The 23524-nt window shown below is 60.9% G+C and carries 16 protein-coding genes; 9 read left to right on the top strand and 7 right to left on the bottom strand.

Going from position 1 to position 23524, the window contains the following annotated elements; all coding sequences use genetic code 11:
- The first annotated feature begins 235 nt into the window (after positions 1 to 235).
- From recC to recD, 3 genes are read left to right on the top strand one after another with little or no spacing between them, the layout of a single operon-like run.
- Positions 236 to 3685, top strand: coding sequence for an exodeoxyribonuclease V subunit gamma (gene recC, locus PMI31_RS14710; protein WP_008018853.1), 3450 nt, complete (start codon positions 236 to 238; stop codon positions 3683 to 3685).
- Complete coding sequence (recB, locus tag PMI31_RS14705; protein WP_008018852.1) at positions 3685 to 7374, top strand: exodeoxyribonuclease V subunit beta; 3690 nt, start codon at positions 3685 to 3687, stop codon at positions 7372 to 7374. Before recC ends, recB begins: the two co-directional genes overlap by 1 nt.
- Positions 7371 to 9470 carry an exodeoxyribonuclease V subunit alpha gene (recD, locus tag PMI31_RS14700; protein ID WP_008018851.1) on the top strand — a complete coding sequence of 700 codons (2100 nt, stop codon included), beginning with the start codon at positions 7371 to 7373 and terminating at the stop codon, positions 9468 to 9470. The genes recB and recD overlap by 4 nt, the downstream gene beginning before the upstream one ends.
- Positions 9471 to 9490: 20 nt before the next feature.
- Here the strand turns inward: recD and PMI31_RS14695 are convergent, their stop codons facing one another.
- On the bottom strand, positions 9491 to 10438 hold the full coding sequence (locus tag PMI31_RS14695; protein ID WP_008018848.1) for a LysR family transcriptional regulator: 948 nt from the start codon (positions 10436 to 10438) through the stop codon (positions 9491 to 9493).
- 150 nt (positions 10439 to 10588) lie between these two features.
- On the opposite strand from PMI31_RS14695, the gene PMI31_RS14690 reads away from it, so the two are divergent.
- Positions 10589 to 12115 (top strand): CoA-acylating methylmalonate-semialdehyde dehydrogenase, encoded by a 1527-nt coding sequence (locus PMI31_RS14690; protein WP_008018847.1) that lies wholly within the window; start codon positions 10589 to 10591, stop codon positions 12113 to 12115.
- Positions 12116 to 12125: 10 nt separating this feature from the next.
- Positions 12126 to 13013, top strand: coding sequence for a 3-hydroxyisobutyrate dehydrogenase (gene mmsB / locus PMI31_RS14685; protein WP_008018846.1), 888 nt, complete (start codon positions 12126 to 12128; stop codon positions 13011 to 13013).
- A 206-nt stretch (positions 13014 to 13219) separates the two neighbouring features.
- Here the strand turns inward: mmsB and PMI31_RS14680 are convergent, their stop codons facing one another.
- The 5 genes from PMI31_RS14680 to PMI31_RS14660 all read right to left on the bottom strand — a co-directional run bounded on the left by PMI31_RS14680 (position 13220) and on the right by PMI31_RS14660 (position 19236).
- Complete coding sequence (locus PMI31_RS14680; protein WP_008018845.1) at positions 13220 to 14317, bottom strand: GlxA family transcriptional regulator; 1098 nt, start codon at positions 14315 to 14317, stop codon at positions 13220 to 13222.
- A 109-nt stretch (positions 14318 to 14426) separates the two neighbouring features.
- Positions 14427 to 15827 (bottom strand): GABA permease, encoded by a 1401-nt coding sequence (gene gabP / locus PMI31_RS14675; RefSeq protein WP_008018844.1) that lies wholly within the window; start codon positions 15825 to 15827, stop codon positions 14427 to 14429.
- A gap of 485 nt (positions 15828 to 16312) precedes the next feature.
- Positions 16313 to 16657: a cupin domain-containing protein gene (locus tag PMI31_RS14670; RefSeq protein WP_007900627.1), complete on the bottom strand. Its 345-nt coding sequence runs from the start codon at positions 16655 to 16657 to the stop codon at positions 16313 to 16315.
- 167 nt (positions 16658 to 16824) lie between these two features.
- Positions 16825 to 18228: an amino acid permease gene (locus tag PMI31_RS14665; protein ID WP_008018843.1), complete on the bottom strand. Its 1404-nt coding sequence runs from the start codon at positions 18226 to 18228 to the stop codon at positions 16825 to 16827.
- A 105-nt stretch (positions 18229 to 18333) separates the two neighbouring features.
- The gene (locus tag PMI31_RS14660) at positions 18334 to 19236 is read right to left on the bottom strand and encodes a LysR family transcriptional regulator (RefSeq protein ID WP_008018842.1); all 903 of its coding nucleotides are present in this window, start codon (positions 19234 to 19236) and stop codon (positions 18334 to 18336) included.
- Between the two features lie 225 nt (positions 19237 to 19461).
- Between PMI31_RS14660 and PMI31_RS14655 the strand changes: the two genes are divergently transcribed.
- Positions 19462 to 20226, top strand: coding sequence for a sulfite exporter TauE/SafE family protein (locus PMI31_RS14655; RefSeq protein WP_008018841.1), 765 nt, complete (start codon positions 19462 to 19464; stop codon positions 20224 to 20226).
- Here the strand turns inward: PMI31_RS14655 and PMI31_RS14650 are convergent.
- Positions 20216 to 20530 (bottom strand): putative quinol monooxygenase, encoded by a 315-nt coding sequence (locus tag PMI31_RS14650; protein WP_008018840.1) that lies wholly within the window; start codon positions 20528 to 20530, stop codon positions 20216 to 20218. The two genes, PMI31_RS14655 and PMI31_RS14650, sit on opposite strands and share 11 nt — an antisense overlap.
- Before the next feature lie 162 nt (positions 20531 to 20692).
- Between PMI31_RS14650 and PMI31_RS14645 the strand changes: the two genes are divergently transcribed.
- From PMI31_RS14645 to PMI31_RS14635, 3 genes are all read left to right on the top strand, one after another.
- On the top strand, positions 20693 to 21283 hold the full coding sequence (locus PMI31_RS14645; protein WP_008018839.1) for an NAD(P)H-dependent oxidoreductase: 591 nt from the start codon (positions 20693 to 20695) through the stop codon (positions 21281 to 21283).
- A 159-nt stretch (positions 21284 to 21442) separates the two neighbouring features.
- A complete protein-coding gene (locus PMI31_RS14640) occupies positions 21443 to 22354 on the top strand; it encodes a LysR family transcriptional regulator (protein ID WP_008018837.1) in 912 nt (303 codons plus the stop codon).
- Positions 22355 to 22457: 103 nt separating this feature from the next.
- Positions 22458 to 23351 (top strand): NAD-dependent epimerase/dehydratase family protein, encoded by an 894-nt coding sequence (locus PMI31_RS14635; protein ID WP_008018835.1) that lies wholly within the window; start codon positions 22458 to 22460, stop codon positions 23349 to 23351.
- Positions 23352 to 23524: the final 173 nt, after the last annotated feature.

Below are 23524 nucleotides of genomic sequence, written 5' to 3'. Positions count from 1 at the left end.
GTCAAGATTAAATTCCGAAACCCCTATCTGCGTACGCAGGTAGGGGTTTTGTTTTTGGCGCCCCAACTCCCTGTAGGAGCGAGCTTGCTCGCGAAAGGCCCGAGCGCACCGCGGGGCATCAGGTTACCCGCGTCATCGTTAACATCCATCGCGAGCCCGCTCGCTCCTACAATGAAGCCAATCGTCTTCAATGCTAAAGTCGTCCCTCGATTTTGCGCTTTCCAAGGAAGCCTTTATGCCGGATGCAACGTCCCTCAGTGCTGGTTTTATGGTGGTTCACGGCAATCGCCTGGACGAATTGCGCAGCCTGGTGGTCAGCTGGATGCGGCGCTACCCGCTGGCTCCCCTGGAGAATGAAATTGCGCTGGTGCAAAGCAATGGCATTGCCCAATGGCTGAAGCTGGCACTGGCGGAAGATTCCGAGGATGACGACATGGGCGGCTGTGGCATCGCCGCCGCCATCGACGTGCAGTTGCCCGGTAGTTTCATGTGGCAGCTCTATCGCATGGTCCTTGGCCGCGATGAGATTCCGGCCAAGTCCCTGCTGGATAAAGCCCCGCTGACCTGGCGCTTGATGCGCCTGCTGCCGCAGTTGATCAACCAACCGCACTTCGAGCCACTGCAGCGTTTCCTGACCCATGACACCGATCTGCGTAAACGCTACCAATTGGCCGAGCGTCTGGCGGACCTGTTCGACCAGTACCAGGTCTATCGGGCTGACTGGCTCGAAGACTGGGCAGAAGGTCGACACCAAACAAGAAACGCCAGGGGCGAAGCCAAACCCCTGACGCCGGCCAATTGCTGGCAGGCAGAGTTATGGCGCGCACTCTTGCTGGATGTGGGAGAGGAAGGCATGGCGCAAAGCCGTGCCGGTGTCCATCAGCGATTTGTCGAGCGCATCAATAACCTCGAAACAGCCCCCAAGGGTTTACCCTCGCGAGTGATCGTTTTCGGGATTTCTTCCCTGCCTGCCCAAGCCCTGGAAGCACTGGCGGGACTGGCACGCTTCAGCCAGGTCCTGCTGTGTGTACACAACCCGTGTCGTCACCATTGGGCGGACATCGTCGCCGATAAAGACCTGTTGCGGCATCAATACAAGCGTCAAGCCCGCAAAAGCGGGATGCCTGTAGTGATCGATCCGCAAACCCTGCACCAGCATGCGCATCCGCTGCTGGCTGCCTGGGGTAAACAGGGGCGGGACTACATCAACCTGCTCGACAGCCATGACGATCCCAACAGCTATCGCTCGGCATTCCGCGACGGGCGCATCGACCTGTTCAGTGACGGTCAGCCGCTGAATGTGCTTAACCAGTTGCAGGATGACATCCTCGAGTTGCGTCCCCTCAACGAGACCCGGGAGCATTGGCCGGCTATCGATTTGCAGCAGGACGAGTCGATCCGTTTTCACATTGCTCACAGTGCCCAGCGAGAAGTCGAGATCCTTCACGATCAACTGCTCGCGCGCTTCAGCGCCGACCCGCAATTGCGACCCCGGGACATCATCGTGATGGTCCCGGACATCGACAGCTACGCCCCGCACATTCGGGCCGTGTTTGGTCAGCTTGACCGCCAGGATCCACGCTTCATTCCGTTTACCCTGGCGGATCAGGGCCAGCGTGGTCGCGACCCGCTGCTGATTGCCGTCGAGCACCTGCTCAAGCTGCCTGACAGCCGATTCCCCGTCAGTGAGATTCTCGATCTGCTGGACGTTCCCGCACTGCGCGCTCGCTTTGGTGTCGAGGAGCGTGACCTGCCGACGCTGCACCGCTGGATCGAAGGTGCCGGTATTCGCTGGGGCATGAATGCCGAGCAACGTGCCGGGCTCGGGCTGCCGAATGAACTGGAGCAAAATAGCTGGCGTTTCGGCTTGCGCCGGATGTTGCTCGGTTATGCCGTTGGCAGCGCCGATGCTTATGAGGGTATCGAGCCCTACGACGAAATCGGTGGCCTGGACGCCGCGCTAATCGGCCCGCTGGTTGCGCTGCTGGACGCGCTGGAAGTGGCTCACCACGAACTCTCTCAGCCGGCACCGCCACAGCAATGGGGTTTGCGGCTCCAGGCGTTGGTGCAGTTGTTCTTCCTTGCCAGCAACGAACACGATGACTACTTGCTGGCTCAGCTCGAAGAGCTGCGTGAGACCTGGCTCGAGACTTGCGAGTCCGTCGGGTTGCAGGACGAGTTGCCGCTGACCGTCGTCCGTGAAGCCTGGCTCGCAGGTCTGGATCAGGGGCGTTTGTCTCAACGCTTCCTGGCCGGTGCAGTCAATTTCTGCACCTTGATGCCGATGCGTGCTATCCCGTTCCGACTGGTCTGCCTGTTGGGCATGAATGACGGCGATTATCCGCGCGCGCAACCGCCGCTGGATTTCGATCTGATGGGCAGTGATTACCGCCCAGGCGATCGCTCCCGGCGCGAAGATGACCGCTACCTGCTACTGGAAGCCTTGTTGTCGGCGCGGGACCAGCTCTACATCAGTTGGGTGGGCCGCAGCATCCGTGACAACAGTGAGCGGCCTGCTTCGGTACTGATCGGCCAGTTGCGTGACCACTTGGCCAGCGGTTGGCGATTGGCGCAAAGCGACAAGGACCTGATTGAAGGCATGACCCGGGAACACCCGTTGCAACCCTTCAGTGCTCGCTACTTTCACGAAGGGGATGAGTCGTTCAGCTACGCCACCGAATGGCAGGTCCTTCATCAAGCCACAGAGCAACAGGCAAGTGCCGAAGTGCTCGAGGCTCACGTTCAGGATGAACCACTCAGTCTTGGTCAACTGCAGGATTTCCTGCGCAATCCGGTACGGCACTTTTTCAGCCAGCGATTGAAGATCTTCTTCGAGGCGGCAGAAGTGCCATTGGCTGATGAAGAGCCTTTTGTCCTGGACGCATTGCAGCGTTACAGCCTCAGCGACCGTTTGCTCAAAGCAGGGCTGGTAGATCCCGGAAATGCCGGGCAGGCGCTTGAGGATCAGGCGAAACGCCTGCAAAACAGCGGGTTGCTGCCCATGGCCGGATTCGGTGAGTGCCTGCAACGTGAATTGATCGAACCATTGCCGGACTTGCTGCAACGCCACCAGCAGCTCCTGGCTTTATGGCCAACACCGCTCGGCAGTGCGTTGCCGGTCAATCTTGAACTGCAAGGCCTGCACATCGAGGGCTGGCTCAGCGGCCTGCATCAGCGCGCTGATGGTGGTTTGTTGTCTATCACTACGATCCCCAACAGTATCGGTTCGATCAAGTCGCGCAAATGGCATCGCCTGACACGCCCGTGGGTCAATCATCTGATCGCTTGTGCCAGTGGAATGGCGCTGACCACCGCACTGGTGGCCAGCGACGACAGCCTGTTGCTCGGTCCGCTGGATGGGGCCACCGCGCAGGAAATTCTCGGCGACCTGTTGTTGGCCTGGCAGTCGGGTATGCGCCAGCCTCTGCCGATCGCGGTCAAGACCGCCTTCGCGTGGCTGGGGCAAACCGACTCGGTCAAGGCCGAGGCCGCTGCGCGCAAAGCCTATGAAGGCGACGGGCAGACGACGGACGGAGAGCGGCGCGAAAGCCCTGCACTCGCACGCCAATTCGCCGATTACGCGGCCTTGACCGCCGATGAGACGTTCCCCCAATGGTGTGATGCGCTCTATCGCCCGCTTCTTGAAGCCCCTTGGCGTTCACTGTCCAGCGAGGAGCCGCGCTGATGAGCACGAAGACACCTCTGGCCCTGGCATTCCCGCTGCGTGGCAGCCAACTGATCGAAGCCAGCGCCGGCACCGGCAAGACGTTCACCATTTCCGCGCTGTACCTGCGCCTGGTCCTTGGTCATGGTGACGAGGGCTCGGGGTTCGGGCGCGAGTTGCTGCCGCCGCAAATCCTCGTCGTGACCTTCACCGACGCTGCGACCAAAGAATTGCGCGAACGCATTCGCACGCGGCTCGCCGAGGCCGCACGATTTTTCCGCGATGAAACACCTGCCCCCGACAGCCTGATTGCCGAGTTGCGTGATCAGTACTTGCCCGAGCAATGGCCCGGGTGCGCAAACCGCCTGGATATCGCCGCCCAGTGGATGGACGAGGCGGCGGTTTCGACCATCCACAGTTGGTGCCAGCGCATGTTGCGCGAGCACGCATTCGACAGCGGCAGCCTGTTTACCCAGACCCTGGAAACCGACCACAGCGACTTGCTGGGGGAAGTCCTGCGTGATTACTGGCGGCTGTTCTGTTACCCGATGCAAGGTGACGCGCTCAATTGGGTGCGCAGCAATTGGGGCGGCCCGGCGGCGTTGCTGCCACGGATCCGTGCGCTGTTCGCCAGCGAGCGGGATACGCTGCAAGGGAAAGAGCCCGCCGAGGTTATTTCGCAGTGCTTGCAAGAGCGACGGGTTGCCCTGATCGAACTCAAGCAGCCGTGGCTCCAGTGGGCTGACGAGTTGCTTGCCATCTGTCACCAGGGCGTTGCCAGCAAGGCTGTCGACGGTCGCAAGATGCAGGCTCGCTATTTCGAGCCCTGGTTCGAAAAGATCAAGGCCTGGGCCGAGGACGAATCCCTTGAACAACTGGATATCGGCACCGGCTTCACGCGCCTGACCCCGGATGGCATGGCCGAAGCCTGGAAGGGCGAAGCGCCTCGACATCCGGGACTCGATGCGATGGCCGGCCTCAAGGCCAGTCTCGATGGGCTGCCAACTCCCGATGCCGCCGTACTGCAACACGCCGCCCGCTGGGTCGGGGCACGGTTCGAGGAAGAGAAACGCCGCCGGGCGGAAATGGGCTTCGACGACATGTTGCTGCGCCTTGATGCGGCTTTGCAGTCCGATGGCGGCGAGCGACTGGCAACCCTGATTCGCGAGCAGTTTCCGGTCGCGCTGATCGATGAATTCCAGGACACCGACCCGGTGCAATACCGGATCTTCGAGAGCATCTACCGGATTGAAGAGAACAGCCCCGAGTGCGGTCTGTTCCTGATCGGCGACCCGAAGCAGGCGATCTACGCTTTTCGCGGTGCCGATATCCATACCTACCTGCGCGCCCGGCAGGCCACCACCGGCCGTCTGCACACCCTGGGCACCAACTTTCGCTCAAGCCATGGCATGGTCAACGCGGTGAACCATGTGTTCGAGCGGGCCGAAGCCCGGGAGTCAGGGCGCGGGGCTTTCCTCTTTCGGGAGAAGAATGGCGACAACCCGGTTCCGTTCACGCCGGTTGCCTCCCAGGGCCGCAAAGAAGTCCTGCGCATAAACGATCAGGCAGTCCCGGCCTTGAACATCTGGCACTTGGCGGCCGATCAACCGTTGTCCGGTGCGGTGTACCGGCAACATCTGGCGGCTGCCTGCGCCAGTGAGATCACCGCGTTGCTCAATGGCGGACAGCAGGAGCAAGCGGGGTTCACCCAGGACGGCAAAGCCTTCAGAGGCCTGCTGCCGGCGGACATCGCCATCCTGGTACGCGATGGCAAGGAAGCACAGGCGGTTCGTGCCGAATTGGCCGCGCGGGGCGTGCGCAGTGTTTACCTGTCGGACAAGGACTCGGTGTTCGCTGCTCAAGAGGCTCATGACGTGCTGACCTGGCTCAAGGCCTGCGCCGAGCCGGATGTCGAGCGACCGCTACGGGCGGCGTTGGCCAGCATCACCTTGAACCTTTCGTTGACTGAGCTGGAGCGGCTGAATCAGGACGAGCTGGCCTGGGAATCCAGGGTCATGCAGTTCCGTGGCTATCGCGAAGTCTGGCGCAAGCAGGGCGTGTTGCCGATGCTGCGGCGCTTGCTGCACGACTTCCGCCTGCCCCAGGCGCTGATTGCACGCAGTGACGGCGAGCGGGTGTTGACGAATCTGTTGCACTTGTCCGAATTGCTGCAACAGGCGGCCGCGGAACTCGATGGCGAGCAAGCCCTGATCCGGCATTTGTCCGAGCATCTGGCGTTGTCCGGGCAGGCTGGCGAAGAGCAGATCCTGCGTCTGGAAAGCGATGAACAATTGGTCAAGGTCGTGACCATTCACAAGTCCAAAGGACTTGAATACCCGTTGGTGTTCCTGCCGTTCATCTGTTCGACGAAACCGGTGGATGGCAGCCGCCTGCCGTTGCACTACCACGATGAATCAGGCAATGCCCAGATCTCGTTGAAGCCGACGGCAGAGTTGATTGCCCTGGCGGATGATGAGCGCCTGGCCGAGGATCTGCGCTTGCTCTATGTCGCCCTGACCCGGGCGCAACATGCCTGCTGGCTGGGAGTGGCTGACCTCAAGCGCGGCAACAACAATGGCTCGGTGCTGCATCTGTCGGCATTGGGTTATCTGTTGGGTGGCGGTGCGCCCTTGGCCGAGTCCTCGGCGTTGCAACTTTGGTTACGGGACCTGCAAACGGACTGCCCGGCGCTGGCCTATGCCCAGATGCCTGAAGCAACTACAGCGCAGTACCAGCCACCGCAAAACGACGCGGCGCTGCTGGTGCCGCTGATCCCGAAACGCAAGGCCAGCGAAAACTGGTGGATCGCTTCCTACAGTGCGTTGCGCATTGGCGACACCCTGAGTGTCGGCACGGACGAGGCGCCGGAGAGTCCGCAGGCGCAAAAACTGTTCGATGACGAACGTCTCGACCCGCAGGCCCCCAGAGAAGTGGTGGCCGGTGGTGCCGATATCCATCGCTTCCCGCGCGGCCCGAACCCCGGCACCTTCCTCCATGGTCTGCTCGAATGGGCGGGAGGCGAGGGTTTTGCTGCGGCGCCGCAAGATGTGAACGACGCCATTGCCCGTCGCTGCAATCGTCGAGGCTGGGAGGGCTGGATCACCACGCTCAATGACTGGCTGCAGCATCTGCTCAAGTCGCCGTTGGCGCTGGGCGCCGGTCAGGCCCCGGTGATATTCGGGCAGTTGACGCAGTACCAGGTCGAGATGGAGTTCTGGTTCGCCAGCCATAAGGTCGATGTGCTCAAGCTCGACGCGCTGGTGTGCCAGTACACCCACAACGGCGTGGCCCGGGTGGCGGCCGAGCCGGTGTTGCTCAACGGCATGTTCAAGGGCTTCATCGACCTGACGTTCGAGCACAACGGCCGCTACTACGTTGCCGACTACAAATCCAACTGGCTTGGCGCCGATGATTCGGCCTACACCCAGCAGGCTATGGAACAGTCGATTCTCGACAACCGTTACGACCTGCAATACGTGTTGTACCTGTTGGCCCTGCATCGCCAGCTCAAGGCGCGGGTCGCCGATTACGACTACGACCGGCATGTCGGCGGTGCGTTGTACCTGTTTTTGCGTGGTACGCGTGCGGCCAGCCAGGGCGTGTTTTTTGCCCGTCCGCCAAGAGAACTGATCGAGCGTCTGGACAGACTGTTCCAGGGCAAGCCGGAACCCAAGGCCGAGCCCGCCTGGGAACAGGGAGTACTGTTATGAACCGCACCTTCGCCGATTTGTTGCCCACATCGCTGGCAGCCGAAAGCCTGGCTGAACTGGCGCCGCTGAGTCGTGCCGACGACTTGCTGCTGTTGCTCACGCGTTGGGTCGAACGTGGCTGGTTGCGAGCACTGGACAAAGCCTTTGTCGCGTTTCTGCATGAACTGGCTCCGGATGATGATCCGCTGGTGTTGCTGGCCGCCGCGCTGACCAGCCACCAATTGGGCCACGGGCATGTCTGCCTTGACCTGTTCGAGACGCTGAAAGAACCTGACTTCGCCCTGTCTTTGCCACCCGAAGGCGACGTGCAAGGCGGCGCAATGCTGTTACCGTCGCAATTGCTGGGCTCGCTGGACGGGGCCCATTGGTGCAAGGTGCTGGCCGCCAGCGACCTGGTCGCGCTGGCTGTCGACAGTCGTGACCACGTGCGCGAACGCCCCTTGGTGTTATCGGGCAAACGCTTGTACCTGCGCCGCTATTGGGCCTACGAACGACGGATCGACCTCTCGTTGCGCGAGCGTCTGACGGAACGCGAATCCACGCCGAACGACTTGCTCCAGCGCCTTACCGGATTGTTTGGTCCTGCCCGGCCCGGTGAGGTGATCGACTGGCAGAAGCTTGCCTGCGCACTGGCGACCCGTAGCGCCTTCAGCATCGTGACGGGAGGACCGGGAACCGGCAAGACAACCACCGTCGTGCGTTTGCTGGCATTGCTCCAGGCCCCGGCGGTCGAGGCCGGCAAGCCCCTGCGCATCCGCCTCGCCGCACCGACCGGCAAGGCCGCGGCGCGTCTGACAGAATCCATCAGCCAGCAAGTGCGGACCTTGAAGGTCACGCAAGACATACGAGACAAGATTCCCTCCGACGTCACCACCGTTCACCGTCTGCTCGGCAGCCGGCCGGGGACTCGTCATTTTCGCCACCACGCGGGCAATCGCCTGCCGCTGGATGTATTGGTGGTGGACGAGGCCTCGATGATCGACCTGGAAATGATGGCCAATCTGCTCGACGCCTTGCCCGCCCATGCGCGCCTTGTGCTGTTGGGTGACAAGGATCAGTTGGCTTCGGTAGAAGCCGGTGCGGTACTGGGGGATCTGTGTCGCGACGCGGAGGCTGGCTGGTACAGCCCGCAGACGCGCCAGTGGCTGGAAGCCGTCAGCGGCGAAAGTCTGCAGGCCAGCGGATTGCAGGAGGACACGCAGGGCGCTCATCCATTGGCCCAACAGGTGGTGATGTTGCGCCATTCCCGGCGATTCGGTGAGGGCAGCGGTATTGGTCAACTGGCTCGTTGGGTCAACCAGCAGCAACCCGAAGAAGCACGCAGGTTGTTGTCTGCGCGCAGCCATGACGATGTGTATTCCCTGCTCCTCAAGGGGGAGCAGGACCGCGCCTTGGAACGCTTGCTTCTCGACGGCCATGGTGAGAGCCCGCAGGGTTATCGACATTACCTGACCGTGCTGCGCAATCAGCGGCCGCCACTCGACAGCCCGCTGGAGGGTTCGCGCTGGATTGATTGGGCTCGACAAGTGCTGCAGGCCTTCGACGCGTTCCAGTTGCTATGTGCCGTACGCAAGGGACCGTGGGGTGTGGAGGGCTTGAACCAGCGAGTGACGGACGCCTTGCTCAGGGCGCGCCTGATCGACAGCGACCAGCAGTGGTACGAAGGTCGCCCTGTACTGATGACCCGCAATGATTACGGGCTGGGTTTGATGAACGGCGATATCGGCATCGCCCTCAAGCTCCCGGAACAGGAGGGCCATGAGACTGGAAAGCAGGTTCTGCGAGTGGCGTTCCCACGAAATGATGGTCAGGGTGGCGTACGGTTTGTCCTGCCAAGCCGCCTGAATGATGTCGAAACCGTGTACGCCATGACCGTGCATAAATCCCAGGGCTCGGAGTTCGCGCATACCGCGTTGATTCTTCCCGACGCCCTGAATCCGGTGCTCACCAAGGAACTGATCTACACCGGAATTACCCGGGCCAAGGACTGGTTCACCTTGATCGAGTCGCGTGCGGGCGTGTTTGAAGAGGCGGTGAAACGCCGGGTCAAACGCTTGAGCGGGTTGATGCTGGAGCTAAAGGAGGGCCGCGACTGACAGCGCTTGGAGCGAGCCCATCAGTCGGCGAACAGGATCTCCCGACTGTCACCCATCAACAGGCCCTGATTGCGCTCGGTCACCTCCCTGATGTAATCCCACAACAGGGTAATCCGCTTGAGCTTGCGCAGGTCTTCGCGGCAGTACATCCAGAACTGTCGAGTGATGTTGATTTCCTGCGGCAACACCGGCAGCAGGCGAGGGTCCTGAGTGGCGAGGAAGCACGGCAGGATTGCCAGTGAGCGTCCCTGCTGCGCGGCCACGAACTGCGCGATCACGCTGGTGCTGCGCAGATTGGCACTGGCGCCGGGCAGTACATTGGCCAGGTACAACAGCTCCGAGCTGAACGCCAGGTCGTCGACGTAACTGATAAACGAATGTTTCGCCAGGTCTGCCGGGCGGCGGATGGCCGGGTGGTTGTCCAGATAATCCTGGGTTGCGTACAGCTGCAGCCGGTAGTCGCACAGTTTGCAGCAGACGTATGGGCCATGCTCCGGACGCTCCAGGGCGATGACGATGTCGGCTTCGCGCTTGGACAGGCTGATGAAGTGCGGCAACGGCAGGATATCCACCGAAATCGCCGGATAGGTGTCGACGAAGTGGCTCAGCTGCGGCGTGATGAAAAAACTGCCGAAGCCTTCGGTGCAGCCCATGCGTACATGACCGGACAGCGCCACGCCGGACCCGGAGACCTGCTCGCACGCCATGTGCAAGGTGCTTTCGATCGACTCGGCATAGCCCATCAACCGCTGGCCTTCGGCGGTCAGGACAAAGCCGCTGGTCCGGGATTTCTCGAACAGTAATGTGCCCAGCGCCGTTTCCAGGGAGCTGATGCGCCGCGACACCGTGGTGTAGTCCACCGCCAGGCGCTTGGCCGCGGTGCTGGCTTTGCGGGTGCGGGCGACTTCCAGGAAAAACTTGAGGTCGTCCCAGTTCAACGAGCCGAGGGAGGTGATGTTTTTTTGCATGTTGGACCGGTTTTTATGTGCGTTCTTATCAGAAGTTTGCACATCTATACTCCAAAAACAGCCCGTTAACCAATTCGCGGCACACGCCTCTTCTCAAGGCGACTATTTCGCCTTGGCTCCCAAGATAACAACAAAGATCTGGAGACCCACATGAACGTATCGCTCACGCCCAATGACACCACCGTGCAGAAGGTCAAACTGTTGATCGACGGCCAGTGGGTCGAATCAAAGTCCACCGAATGGCACGACATCATCAACCCGGCGACCCAGCAAGTGCTGGCCAAGGTGCCGTTTGCCACCGCTGAAGAAGTCGATGCTGCCGTCAGCGCCGCTCATCGTGCATTCCAGACCTGGAAACTGACACCCATCGGCGCGCGCATGCGCATCATGCTCAAGCTCCAGGCACTGATCCGCGAGCACTCCAAGCGCATCGCCGCCGTCCTGAGCGCCGAGCAGGGCAAGACCATTGCCGACGCCGAAGGCGATATTTTCCGTGGCCTGGAAGTGGTCGAGCACGCCTGCTCCATCGGCAGCCTGCAAATGGGCGAGTTCGCCGAAAACGTTGCCGGTGGCGTCGACACCTACACCCTGCGCCAGCCGATCGGCGTGTGCGCGGGCATTACGCCGTTCAACTTCCCGGCGATGATTCCGCTGTGGATGTTCCCGATGGCCATCGCCTGCGGTAACACCTTCGTGCTCAAACCGTCGGAACAGGACCCGATGTCGACCATGCTCCTGGTGGAACTGGCGATTGAGGCGGGTATTCCGGCTGGCGTGCTCAACGTCGTGCATGGTGGCAAGGATGTGGTGGACGGGCTCTGCACCCACAAAGACATCAAGGCCGTTTCCTTCGTCGGTTCGACCGCTGTCGGTACCCACGTCTATGACCTGGCCGGCAAACACGGCAAGCGTGTGCAATCGATGATGGGCGCGAAGAACCACGCCGTGGTGCTGCCGGACGCCAATCGCGAACAAGCGCTGAATGCGCTGGTGGGTGCCGGTTTCGGCGCTGCCGGGCAACGCTGCATGGCCACCTCGGTGGTGGTGCTGGTGGGCGCGGCCAAACAATGGCTGCCGGATCTCAAGGCGCTGGCGCAAAAACTCAAGGTCAATGCCGGCAGCGAGCCGGGCACCGATGTCGGTCCGGTGATCTCGAAAAAAGCCAAGGCGCGGATTCTCGATCTGATCGAAAGCGGCATCAAGGAAGGCGCGAAACTGGAGCTGGACGGTCGCGAGATCTCGGTTCCCGGTTACGAGAAGGGCAACTTTGTCGGCCCGACCCTGTTCTCCGGCGTGACCACCGACATGCAGATCTACACCCAGGAAATCTTCGGCCCGGTGCTGGTGGTGCTGGAAGTTGCCACCCTCGATGAGGCCATCGCCCTGGTCAACGCCAACCCGTTCGGCAACGGCACGGGCCTGTTCACCCAGAGCGGTGCGGCTGCGCGCAAGTTCCAGAATGAAATCGATGTCGGCCAGGTCGGTATCAACATCCCGATCCCGGTGCCGGTGCCGTTCTTCAGCTTCACCGGTTCGCGGGGTTCCAAGCTTGGCGACCTTGGCCCGTACGGCAAGCAAGTGGTGCAGTTCTACACTCAGACCAAGACCGTCACCAGCCGCTGGTTCGATGACGACAGTGTCAACGACGGTGTGAACACCACGATCAATCTGCGTTAAGGAGCCGGACATGAAAATCGCTTTTATCGGTCTGGGCAACATGGGCGCCCCGATGGCACGCAACCTGATCAAGGCCGGCCATGCGCTGCGTCTGGTCGATTTGAACAAAGCCGTGCTGGCGGAACTGGAACAACTGGGCGGCAGCATCAGCGCATCGGCCCGTGAAGCGGCAGAGGGCGCGGAACTTGTGATCACCATGCTGCCTGCCGCCGTGCATGTGCGCAGCGTCTGGCTGGGTGAAGACGGCGTGCTCGCCGGTATCGGTAAAGGTGTACCGGCCGTGGATTGCAGCACCATTGATCCGCAGACCGCACGGGACGTGGCCGCTGCCGCCGCGAAACAGGACGTGGCCATGGCCGACGCGCCGGTCTCTGGCGGTACCGGTGGTGCAGCCGCCGGGACACTGACCTTCATGGTTGGCGCCACGCCAGAACTGTTCGCCACCCTGCAACCGGTACTGGCGCAGATGGGCCGCAACATCGTTCATTGTGGTGAGGTCGGCACCGGGCAAATCGCCAAGATCTGCAACAACCTGCTGCTGGGCATTTCCATGGTCGGCGTCAGCGAGGCCATGGCGCTGGGCGACGCCCTCGGCATCGACACCAAGGTGCTGGCGGGCATCATCAACAGTTCCACCGGGCGTTGCTGGAGTTCGGAGATGTACAACCCATGGCCGGGTATCGTTGAAACGGCACCGGCTTCGCGCGGCTATACCGGCGGCTTCGGCGCCGAACTGATGCTCAAGGATCTGGGGCTGGCTACAGAAGCGGCGCGTCAGGCGCACCAGCCGGTGGTACTCGGCGCGGTGGCCCAGCAGTTGTATCAGGCGATGAGTTTGCGTGGGGAAGGCGGCAACGACTTCTCGGCGATCATCAACAGCTACCGCAAACCCCTGTAGGAGCAGCTGGTCGACGCTCGATAGCTCGCGATGGTCGTTAACGATAACGCGGGGTGTCTGACACCCCGCGTTGTCCTCGGGTTTTTCGCGAGCAAGCTCGCTCCTACAGGTAAGGCATGTGCGCATCAACATTTACCGGGGGCCGCGTCGGGCGGCTTCCCGGTTTTTTTATCGGAAAAGGATCGCAGGCTTTGTGAGGGGCGCTATCAGGAATGATCGCTCATCCGTACGCTGGCAAATGTCGACTCATTTCGCGCCTGCTCCAGCGTCGTCACCGGCCTGGTCGATGGCTGCTGAACAATCGTAAGCGTTGCCGGCTTTTGACTCATTTCAGAGCCGGCGCGCTCGTCGCTGGGTGGAACGCCGAAGTACTCGCGATAGCATTTGGAAAAGTGGGGCGTGGACACAAAACCGCAGGCCGCCGTCAACTCAACGATCGACATCGACGTTTGCTTGAGCAATTGCCGCGCTCGAATGAGGCGTAATCTGAGGTAGTAACGGGACGGCGTGCAGTTCAGGTATTTCTGGAATAGCCGCTCCAACTGTCGACGTGACAAATCAACGTAATCTGCCAGGTCATCCAGGTCGATCGGCTCCTCGAGGTTGGCCTCCATCAACGCAACGATTTCCTGCAGCTTGGGTTGATGAGTGCCCAGCACATGCTTGAGCGGTACGCGCTGATGGTCCTGTTCGTTGCGTATGCGCTCGTAGACAAACATCTCCGAAATGGCAGCGGACAATTCACGGCCATGATCGCGGCCGATCAGGTGCAGCATCATGTCCATGGGCGCTGTTCCGCCGGAGCTGGTGAACCGGTTCCGGTCAAGGGTAAACAGGCTCGCGCTCATGCTGACCCGCGGGAAAGCTTCCTGCATGGCGGCCAGAAACTCCCAATGCACACTGCACTCGTAGCCATCGAGCAGGCCCGCTTTGGCCAGTGCCCAGCTACCGGTGCATATGCCTCCCAGCCGCCTGGATTGACGCGCCAGGGCTTTGAGCCAGGCAATGTGCTCGCGGGTAACCACATTCTGGATACCTATGCCACCGCACACGATCACAGTGTCTGTCACCCAGGGATCGTTCCACGAAGCATCCGGGGTGATCGGCACGCCGTCACTGGCCCATACCGGCTCGCCACCGAGGCTGAACGTGTGCCAGCGGTATAGCTCTTGCCCTGACAATTGATTGGCCATGCGCAATGGCTCTACGGCTGAGGCCAGGGAAATCAGCGTGAATTGATCCAGCAACAGAAAACCAACCGATCGGGTCGTCGTACCGACGGATACGCTGGAGCTCGATGACATCGTGGTCATGTCCTCACAAAGAGAGAGGGCGGCCCAAGGCACGGTAGCGTGTAACGCCCCTGCCCCGGGTACGCGCAAGTATCAGGTTCTCGCAGGTATCTCTCTGGTGTTATCCCACTGACGTCGCCCTTGCCGATTGCGCAGGTTGACGCGATGTGACCAGGCCGATAAAGGAAATCGCCAGCGCCAGGCCAATGGTCGTGCTCACTTCGGTACGGTGTTGCGGGGAGACCATCATGACTGCCAGCGCAGCGCAAATGAACGCGATCACCAGCCATGTGAGCCATGGAAACAGCCACATGCGAAAGGTCAGTTCGACGTTCTGCCGACGCAGCATCCGACGCATGCGCAACTGCGATACCGCAATGGCCAGGTACACCACCAATGCAATCGCGCCGGAGCTGGCCAGCAGGAACTCAAACAACCCGGCGGGCATGAAGTAGCTCCAAACGGTAATCGCCGCACCCAACACGGTACTGGCGATGACCGCCGCCCGTGGCACGCCTTCGGAGGAGGTCTCCTTCAGCGCTTTCGGCGCATCGCCACGGCGCCCCAGCGAGTACAGCATGCGCGAGGCAATATAGATCGAGGAGTTCATGCAACTGGCCACGGCAATCAGCACCACCACGTCCACCATGAACTTGGCGTGGGGAATGTTCATGATTTCCAGTGCGCGCTGGTAGGAGCCTACCGAAGCCAATAGCGGGTCGTTCCAAGGCACCACGGAGATGACCACGAAAATCGACAGCAGGTAAAACACCCCGATGCGCCAGATCACCGAGCGGGTGGCCTTGGCAATGTTCTGCGACGGGTTGTCGGATTCGGCGGCGGCGATGGTGACCGCCTCGGTCCCGATGAAGCTGAACATGATGGTGATGAAGGCGCCGACTACCGCCGACAGGCCGTTGGGAGCAAACCCTCCGTGCTCGGCCATCAGGCCGCTCAGTCCGCTGACTTCCCGGTCGGGAACCCAGCCCATCAACACGGCAAAACCTACACCGATGAAACCAATGATCGCCACGACCTTGGCCATGGCGAACCAGAACTCGAATTCGCCGTACTTGGAGACACTGAACAGGTTGGTCACCACCAGTGCAATGATCGACACCAAGGCAAACAGCCAGGCATCGATCTGGGGAAACCACTGGTTCAACACATGGCCGGCTGCCAGCGCTTCGATAGGAATCACCAACACCCAGAACCACCAGTAGAGCCAACCGATGGTGAAGCCCGCCCAACGGCCGATGGCCTGGTCGGCATAGGTGGAGAACGAACCGGTGTCCGGGTTGGCCACCGCCATTTCACCGAGCATGCGCATGACCAGAACGACCAGCAGGCCCGAGAACAGATAGGCCAGCAGCACGGCCGGGCCAGCCGCCGCAATGGCATGTCCTGAGCCCACGAACAAACCGGCGCCGATAATCCCGGCGATAGACAACATGGTGACGTGACGAGGCTTGAAGCCCTGCGCCAATTGGCCACTCGAATCCTTGGAACTCGGGCTGATCATTATTTTTTTTCTCTGGTGAACGACATTTAGGCGTGCTGATGGGGGGCAGCGATCATCACGGGTTGCCTGTAGCCCTTTCTGAAAGCGGCGCCCTCCAGGCGCTGCTGTTCTTGTCAAACCCATCATCGCGATGTGGTTATTTCGATGAAAAAGCAGCGCCACCTTACCCGGCTTGTCCGCCGCTCGAGTTTTCTGATCGCGTCACCACTGTGTCTGAAATCGACACGAGCAAGCTTTGCGTTCGCGATTAAAACCAGTCGGTCACGGAATGGCAATAAGCAACCATTTTGTTTTGTCGAGAGATCTGGCGGGTCCGCAGCGAATGGGGGCGTGTGGGCGTTTTGAGCGTGCAGGACGTTTTCGGGAAGGGCCGATTGCAGGCGCAGGTGATTGTGGAGGGCTTGTGCCGCAGCGAGTCGTTACTTCGGTAGCCACTCGCTGCGGCAGGGTACTGCGAACGTCGATTGTGGTTTTAGCGGGGGTGTTCAAGCAAACACAAAATACTTGCGCACGGTTTCCACTACTTCCCATGTGCCTTTCATCCCCGGCTCGATGACGAAAATGTCACCGGCGCGCAGGTGGATCGGCGCCATGCCTTCCGGAGTGATGATGCAGTAGCCTTCCTGGAAGTGGCAGTATTCCCACTTCACGTATTCCACGTACCACTTGCCCGGCGTGCAGATCCAGGTGCCCATGATCTTGCTGCCGTCTTCGCTGGTGTAGGCGTTGAGGTTGACGGTGTGCGGGTCGCCTTCGAGTTTTTCCCATTTGCAGGCGTCGAGTACGGGCAGCGGGTGGGTATCGCGAAGAACGGTAATCGGTGCGGTCATGATGACTCCGGGCGTGAGGGAGAGCTGAAGTCGCACCCTATAGGGCTTGGCCGGGCATCAGTTGTCTGTGGTCGACATTGAAGTATCCAGAAGCGCTCCCCGATTTGCGCACCCCATGAAAAACGCCCCGGCATTCATCGAATGCCGGGGCGTTTTATTTGGCGGGGTTACTGAGCCACTGGCAGCTTTCGATGCCTGGCCATGCGCAACCGGTAGCAAGCGTAGATCAACAGCACCCACACCGGCATGGCGTACACCGAAGCGCGTACCGGCGGAATCATCCAGATGACGCAGATGATCACGGCCATGAACGCCAGGCACAGGTAATTGGTGTACGGCGACCAGAAGGCCTTGAAGCCCGGCACGATACCGCGCTGGCCCATGGCCTTGCGGAATTTCAGGTGTGTCAGGCTGATCAGCGCCCAGTTGATCATCAAGGACGCGACCACCAAGGCGAATAGCAACTCGAGCGCTTCGTGTGGAGCGATGAAGTTGACCAGTACAACCAGCATCGTGATCAGCGCCGATACGCCCAGCGCCAGCAACGGAACGCCCTGCTTGTTCAGTTTCATCAGCACCTTGGGCGCGTCGCCTTGCTCGGCCAGGCCGTAGAGCATGCGGCTGTTGCAGTAGACGCCGCTGTTGTACACCGACAGCGCCGCGGTCAGGACCACGAAGTTGAGGATTTGCGCGGCGGTGTCGCTGCCGATCAAGGCGAAAATCTGCACGAACGGGCTGCCGCTGTAGGCATCGCCCGAAGCGCCGAGTGTTTGCAGCAGTTGGTCCCACGGATACAACGACAGCAGCACGGTGAGCGCGCCGACGTAGAAGATCAGTACCCGGTAAACCACCTGGTTGATGGCCTTGGGAATGACCTTGCGTGGTTCGCTGGCTTCAGCGGCGGTGATGCCGACCAGCTCCAGGCCACCAAAGGAAAACATGATGAACGCCATCGCCATCAGCAGACCGCTGTAGCCGTTGGGGAAGAACCCGCCGTGGTCCCACAGGTTGCTCACCGACGCTTGCGGGCCGCCGGTGCCGCTGAACAACATGTAGCAGCCCAGTACGATCATGCCGATGATGGCCACGACCTTGATGATCGCGAACCAGAATTCCATTTCACCGAAGACTTTGACGTTCAGCGTATTGATCAGGTTGACCAGCACGAAGAACACCGCGGCGCTGACCCAGGTCGGCACTTCCGGCCACCAGAACTGCACGTACTTGCCGACGGCCGTCAACTCGGCCATGCCTACCAGCACATACAGCACCCAGTAGTTCCAGCCGGACAGGAAGCCGGCGAAGCCATCCCAGTAGTTGTGGGCGAAGTGGCTGAAGGAGCCGGCCACCGGCTCCTCGACAATCATCTCGCCGAGCTGGCGCATGATCAGGAACGCGATAAACCCGGCTATCGCATAGCCGAGGATCATCGAGGGACCGGCGGACTTGAGCACGCCGGCAGAGCCCAGAAACAACCCCGTACCAATGGCCCCACCCAGGGCGATCAGTTGAATATGGCGATTCTTCAACCCCCGCTTGAGCGTCCCCTGTTGCACTATTTCATCCGCCATCTGGTTCCCTTCTGCTTGTTGTGGCCAGGTCTGATTTGAAAGGTCGAATATTACTCTGGGTGACTCCTTGGTTATACAACCGCGCGTAGGGTTGAACGGTGATTTTCAAGGATTTTCGCGACGGTTTGCGCTTCGTAGCGCCTCCAGCAAGGCTCTGGCATAACCGGGCAGGTGCTCGAATGAGCGTGCGCACAGCAGCAGTTTTCGTTGTGCCCATGGCTCCTTCAGCGCGTAGCTTTTCAGCGGTTGATCCACCGTCCAGCGGCGGATGGCGGCCAGTGGCACGATACCCAGCCCGGCACCGTGCGCGACCATGCGCATCACGCCGTCGAAGCCTTCGGCACGGATGCGGATCTGCATGCGCAGGCCTGTGTGCAAAGCCTGTTCTTCCAGGTACACCGCCAACGCGCTATCGGCGGTCAGGCCGACGTAGTGGTGCTGCAGCGTGTCGCTGAAATTCGGTGGCTCGCCTTCGGCCAGGGGATGCCCAGGCGGCATGATCAGTACCAACGGATCGTCGCGAAAGGGCAGGGTGACGAGGGAATGGGTGTCCACCGCATCCGAGACGATCCCCAGGTCCGCCGCCCCCTGGCGCAAGGCGTGGGTGATACGGGTACTGGGCAGTTCCTGCAGGTCGATGTCGAGGTTGGGATGGTCGCGCAGGAAATCGGCGAGCAACTCCGGCAGGTACTCGGTGATCGCCGTGGTGTTGCACAACAATCGCACCTGGCCTTTGACGCCCTTGGCGTATTCGGCCAGGTCCTGCTGCAGGCGTTCGGCCTGTTGCATCAGGGTACGGGCATGCTGGGCCAGGGCCTTGCCGGCGGGTGTTGGCGTTACCCCGCGCCGGCCTCTTTCGAGAAACTCGATCCCCAGTGAGGCTTCCATGGCGCGAATGCGTGCACTGGCCGCTGCCAGGGACAGGTGACTGCGGGCAGCGCCGGCGGTGATGTTGCCGGTGTCGAGGATGTTCAGGTAGAGGCGCAGGTCGGTGAGGTCGAAGTGCATCGGTACAACCTTGAATGTGATGTTGTCCGGGCAGACGCCTTCGCGGGCAAGCCCGCTCCCACAGGTGACCGAGTTCTCACGGAAGAAATGCGATCCACTGTGGGAGCGGGCTTGCCCGCGAAGTGGCCAGTCGCTGCAGTGAAATATTCAGCCTCTTTCAAAACAAGAGGCAACCTCAGTATATGGCAGATTTTCAACCAACCCTCGCGGGCTCACCATGGCCCCATGAATACACTTTCGGCGTTTTATCAGAATCTCGGATTGGCCCTTTCGTTGTTGGTTATCGGCACCTTTGTGCTGGCCGGCATGATCAAGGGCGTGATCGGCCTCGGTCTGCCGACCGTTGCCATGGGTCTGCTCGGCCTGGCTATGGCACCGACGCAGGCAGCGGCGCTGTTGATCATTCCGGCGACCCTCACCAATGTCTGGCAACTGGCATTCGGCGGGCACCTGTCGGGGCTGGTCAAACGGCTGTGGCCAATGCTGCTGGCGATTTTTTTTGGCACCGGGGCGGGCACGCTGTGGATCGGCATGAGCGGTGGCCATTGGGTGGTGCGGGGGCTGGGGGCGGCATTGTTGCTGTATGCGTTGAGCGGTTTGTTCCTGCCGACTTTGCGTGTGGGGCGGCGTAGCGAACGCTGGCTCGGGCCATTGTGTGGCGTGCTGACCGGCGTGATCACTTCGGCCACCGGCGTGTTCGTGATTCCGGCGGTGCCTTATCTGCAAGCGCTGGGTTTGAGCAAGGACGAACTGGTGCAGGCGCTGGGTCTGTCGTTCACCGTCTCGACCCTGGCCCTGGCCGGTGGATTGCTATGGCGCGGCGCTCTCGGCGGGGGCGAGTTGAGCGCGTCGCTGCTGGCGCTGATCCCGGCAATGCTCGGCATGTGGCTGGGGCAATCGCTGCGCCAGCGGATCAGCGCCCTGTGGTTCAAGCGCGTGTTCTTCATTGGCCTGGGGTTGCTCGGCGGCCATTTGCTGATCAGCGGCTAGCGGACGACGGGCTGATCATCTCGATGGCACGGATCTCGAAGTCCCATTCCAGGTATTCATCGCGCTGCTCGAGGAATTGCTTCATGTGCGGCAGGTTAGAGTGCACGTCGAGGTGGGCCTGGGATTGCCAGATCTCGTAGAAGATGAACAGCGTCGGGTCCTGTTTGTCGCGCAGCATGTGGTATTCGATGCAACCGGGTTCGGCACGGCTCGCCTCCACATAGCTGCTGAAAAACGCTTCGAAGGCGTCGGATTTTTCCGGACGGGTCTTGGCGTGCAGGATGAAGCCCTGGATTTCACTCATGTACATCTCTCCTCAAGTCAGAACTGGCGCAAGTCTAAGGCAATAATCGCGTATTGATTCGTGCTTGTGGGTCAAATGAATTTTGCCAAATCGATGCTTATTCCGCGCGAGGCAGATCGTTAACCTGCCGCCATCGAATTCCTGACCTTCCCGAGATCACTCATGAAAAAAGTCCTGTTGCTCAATGGCTGCAAAAAATTTGCGCACTCCGATGGTCGCTACAACACCACCCTGCATGAAGCCGCGTTGAGCGTGCTGGATCGCGGCGGCGTGGATGTCAAAACCACCTTCATCGACGAGGGCTACGACGTCGCCGAAGAAGTGGCCAAGTTTCTCTGGGCCGACGTGATCATTTACCAGATGCCCGGCTGGTGGATGGGCGCGCCGTGGACCGTGAAGAAGTACATCGACGAAGTCTTCACCGAAGGCCATGGCAGCCTCTATGCCAGCGACGGCCGCACCCGCTCCGACGCCTTGCAGAAGTACGGCAGCGGCGGCCTGATTCACGGCAAGCAGTACATGTTGTCGCTGACCTGGAACGCCCCGCAGCAAGCCTTCGACGACCCGAGTGATTTCTTCGAAGCCAAGGGTGTGGACGCGGTTTACTTCCCGTTCCACAAGGCCAACGAGTTCCTTGGCATGACCGGTTTGCCGACCTTCCTGTGCGTGGACGTGATGAAACGCCCGAACATCGAGGGTGACGTGGCGCGCTATGAGCAGCATTTGGCTGAGGTGTTTGGCCTGAAGGCCTGAGGCTCCGCTACTATCGATATCTGGAACCAGAACCTGTAGGAGCCGGCTTGCTGCGGGCGGCGTTCCGACGATGGCGATCTAGAGGACGCTATCGCCAGCAAGCCGGCTCCTACGAAGAGCGATTGATGCGCGTCGCTGAGCTATCGATAAGGAACACACGTGAAAGCCAGATCCGATGAATTGCAGATTTTCGTCTGCGTGATTGAATGCGGGTCGATTTCTGCGGCGGCCGAGCAGGTCGGGCAAACGCCGTCGGCGGTCAGTCGTACGCTGTCGCGACTGGAGGCCAAGCTCGACACCACGCTGATCAACCGCACCACGCGGCGCATGGACCTGACCGAAGAGGGCAAGTACTTCTTCGAGCACGCCAAGCGGATTCTCGATCAGATGGACGAGCTCGAAGAGCGTCTGTCCTCACGCCAGCAAACGCCGTCCGGGCGTTTGCGCATCAACGCGGCATCGCCGTTCATGCTGCACGCCATCGTGCCCTACATCGATGAATTCCGCCGGCTCTACCCCGACATCCAGCTCGAACTCAACAGCAATGACTTGATCATCGACCTGCTGGAACAGAGCACCGACATCGCCATCCGCATCGGCACCCTGACCGACTCGACCCTGCATGCCCGCTCCCTGGGTTGCAGCCCGTTGCACATCGTCGCCAGCCCCGCCTACCTGGAAAAGCACGGCACGCCGACCGCCGTGGCTGACCTGGCCAACCATACGCTGCTGGGGTTCACCCAGAATGAAGGCCTCAACCAATGGCCGCTGCGTTATGTGCAGGGCGATCGCTGGCCGATCCAGGCGTCGATCAGCGCCTCCAGCGGTGAGACCATCCGCCATCTGGCCCTGGACGGCCAGGGTATCGCCAGCCTGTCGCATTTCATGACCATCGAAGACATTCGTGCCGGACGCTTGAAAGTGTTGTTGGCCGAGTTCAACAGCGGTTATCGCCAGCCGATCAACGCGGTGTACTACCGCAACTCGCAGCTGGCCCTGCGGATTCAATGCTTCCTGGACTTTATCCAGGGCAAGTTGGCGGATTATGCGAGCGCAGACTTCAAGGGTTGATTCGTGATTCTTGCGCAAGAGTGAATTGGGCCGGCAGGGATTTTTCGCCAGGGATCGCTGCTGGATACTCCTTGCATCACTTATCAACGCAGGGAGTTTCTCCATGAACGTATTCGTTACCGGTGCTCCCGGTTTTATCGGCGGCTCCATCGCCACGGGTCTGGTCCAGGCCGGCCACAACGTCACCGGTCTGGCGCGCAGCGCCGAACAAGCTGATGAACTGCGTGCACTGGGCATCACACCGGTGATCGGCACCCTCGACGACTCCGCCCTGTTGGCCGATCAGGCGCTGGCTGCCGACGCGGTGATCAACGCCGCCAGCAGCGACCATCGTGGTGCGGTGCAAGCATTGCTCGATGCCTTGCGCGGTTCCGGCAAAGTGTTCCTGCATACCAGCGGTTCGAGCATTGTCGGTGATGCCTCGGGCGGTAAATCCAGCGATGTCATCTACTTCGAAGGCAACCTGCCGGAGCCGACTGTCGACAAGGCGGCGCGAGTGGCCATCGATAACCTGATCCTGGCGGCGGCCATGGACGGGGTGAACTCGGCGGTGATCTGCAACACGCTGATCTATGGTCACAGCCTGGGCGTCCATCGTGACAGCGTGCAACTGCCGCGCCTGCTCAAACAGGCGCGTAAAAGCGGCGTGGTGCGCCATGTCGGCACCGGCCAGAACATCTGGTCCAACGTGCACATCGAGGACGTGGTGGCGCTGTACCTGCTGGCGCTGACTCAAAATGTTCCCGGCACCTTCTACTTCGTCGAAAGCGGTGAAGCGTCGTTCATCGACATGACCACCGCCATGGCCCAGGCGCTGAACCTTGGCGAACCGCAAGACTGGCCGCTCAAGGACGCCGAAGCCGAGTGGGGCTATGAAATGGCCAACTATGGTTTGGGTTCCAACAGTCGGGTGCGTGGCAGTAAGGCGCGGGAGCTGCTGGGCTGGGTGCCGAAGCGGACGTCGGTGGTTGAGTGGATTCGCGGCGAGATGGTGTGAGTTCGCTGTAGACCGCGTCATCGTTCATCGTCGGAACGCCGCCCGGGGCAAGCCCGCTCCCACAGTGTCCGCGTCGTACACGAAGTCTGTGAACGCCATAGAGCCTGTGGGAGCGGGCTTGCCCGCGATGGCGTTTTCGAAGTCCCTGCAACTGGCCGGGCCGCCCCCGATTC

Source organism: Pseudomonas sp. GM55 (assembly GCF_000282395.1).
GTDB lineage: Bacteria > Pseudomonadota > Gammaproteobacteria > Pseudomonadales > Pseudomonadaceae > Aquipseudomonas > Aquipseudomonas fluorescens_CC.
Note: the sequence above shows the minus strand (reverse complement) of the source record. Positions and strands in the feature narration are given on the sequence as shown.

Excerpts from the sequence above, each read along its gene's own strand:
- recC (WP_008018853.1), top strand. The coding sequence starts at position 236 with ATGCCGGATGCAACGTCCCTCAGTGCTGGTTTTATGGTGGTTCACGGC.
- recB (WP_008018852.1), top strand. The coding sequence starts at position 3,685 with ATGAGCACGAAGACACCTCTGGCCCTGGCATTCCCGCTGCGTGGCAGC.
- recD (WP_008018851.1), top strand. The coding sequence starts at position 7,371 with ATGAACCGCACCTTCGCCGATTTGTTGCCCACATCGCTGGCAGCCGAA.
- PMI31_RS14695 (WP_008018848.1), bottom strand. The coding sequence starts at position 10,438 with ATGCAAAAAAACATCACCTCCCTCGGCTCGTTGAACTGGGACGACCTC.
- PMI31_RS14690 (WP_008018847.1), top strand. The coding sequence starts at position 10,589 with ATGAACGTATCGCTCACGCCCAATGACACCACCGTGCAGAAGGTCAAA.
- mmsB (WP_008018846.1), top strand. The coding sequence starts at position 12,126 with ATGAAAATCGCTTTTATCGGTCTGGGCAACATGGGCGCCCCGATGGCA.
- PMI31_RS14680 (WP_008018845.1), bottom strand. The coding sequence starts at position 14,317 with ATGTCATCGAGCTCCAGCGTATCCGTCGGTACGACGACCCGATCGGTT.
- gabP (WP_008018844.1), bottom strand. The coding sequence starts at position 15,827 with ATGATCAGCCCGAGTTCCAAGGATTCGAGTGGCCAATTGGCGCAGGGC.
- PMI31_RS14670 (WP_007900627.1), bottom strand. The coding sequence starts at position 16,657 with ATGACCGCACCGATTACCGTTCTTCGCGATACCCACCCGCTGCCCGTA.
- PMI31_RS14665 (WP_008018843.1), bottom strand. The coding sequence starts at position 18,228 with ATGGCGGATGAAATAGTGCAACAGGGGACGCTCAAGCGGGGGTTGAAG.
- PMI31_RS14660 (WP_008018842.1), bottom strand. The coding sequence starts at position 19,236 with ATGCACTTCGACCTCACCGACCTGCGCCTCTACCTGAACATCCTCGAC.
- PMI31_RS14655 (WP_008018841.1), top strand. The coding sequence starts at position 19,462 with ATGAATACACTTTCGGCGTTTTATCAGAATCTCGGATTGGCCCTTTCG.
- PMI31_RS14650 (WP_008018840.1), bottom strand. The coding sequence starts at position 20,530 with ATGAGTGAAATCCAGGGCTTCATCCTGCACGCCAAGACCCGTCCGGAA.
- PMI31_RS14645 (WP_008018839.1), top strand. The coding sequence starts at position 20,693 with ATGAAAAAAGTCCTGTTGCTCAATGGCTGCAAAAAATTTGCGCACTCC.
- PMI31_RS14635 (WP_008018835.1), top strand. The coding sequence starts at position 22,458 with ATGAACGTATTCGTTACCGGTGCTCCCGGTTTTATCGGCGGCTCCATC.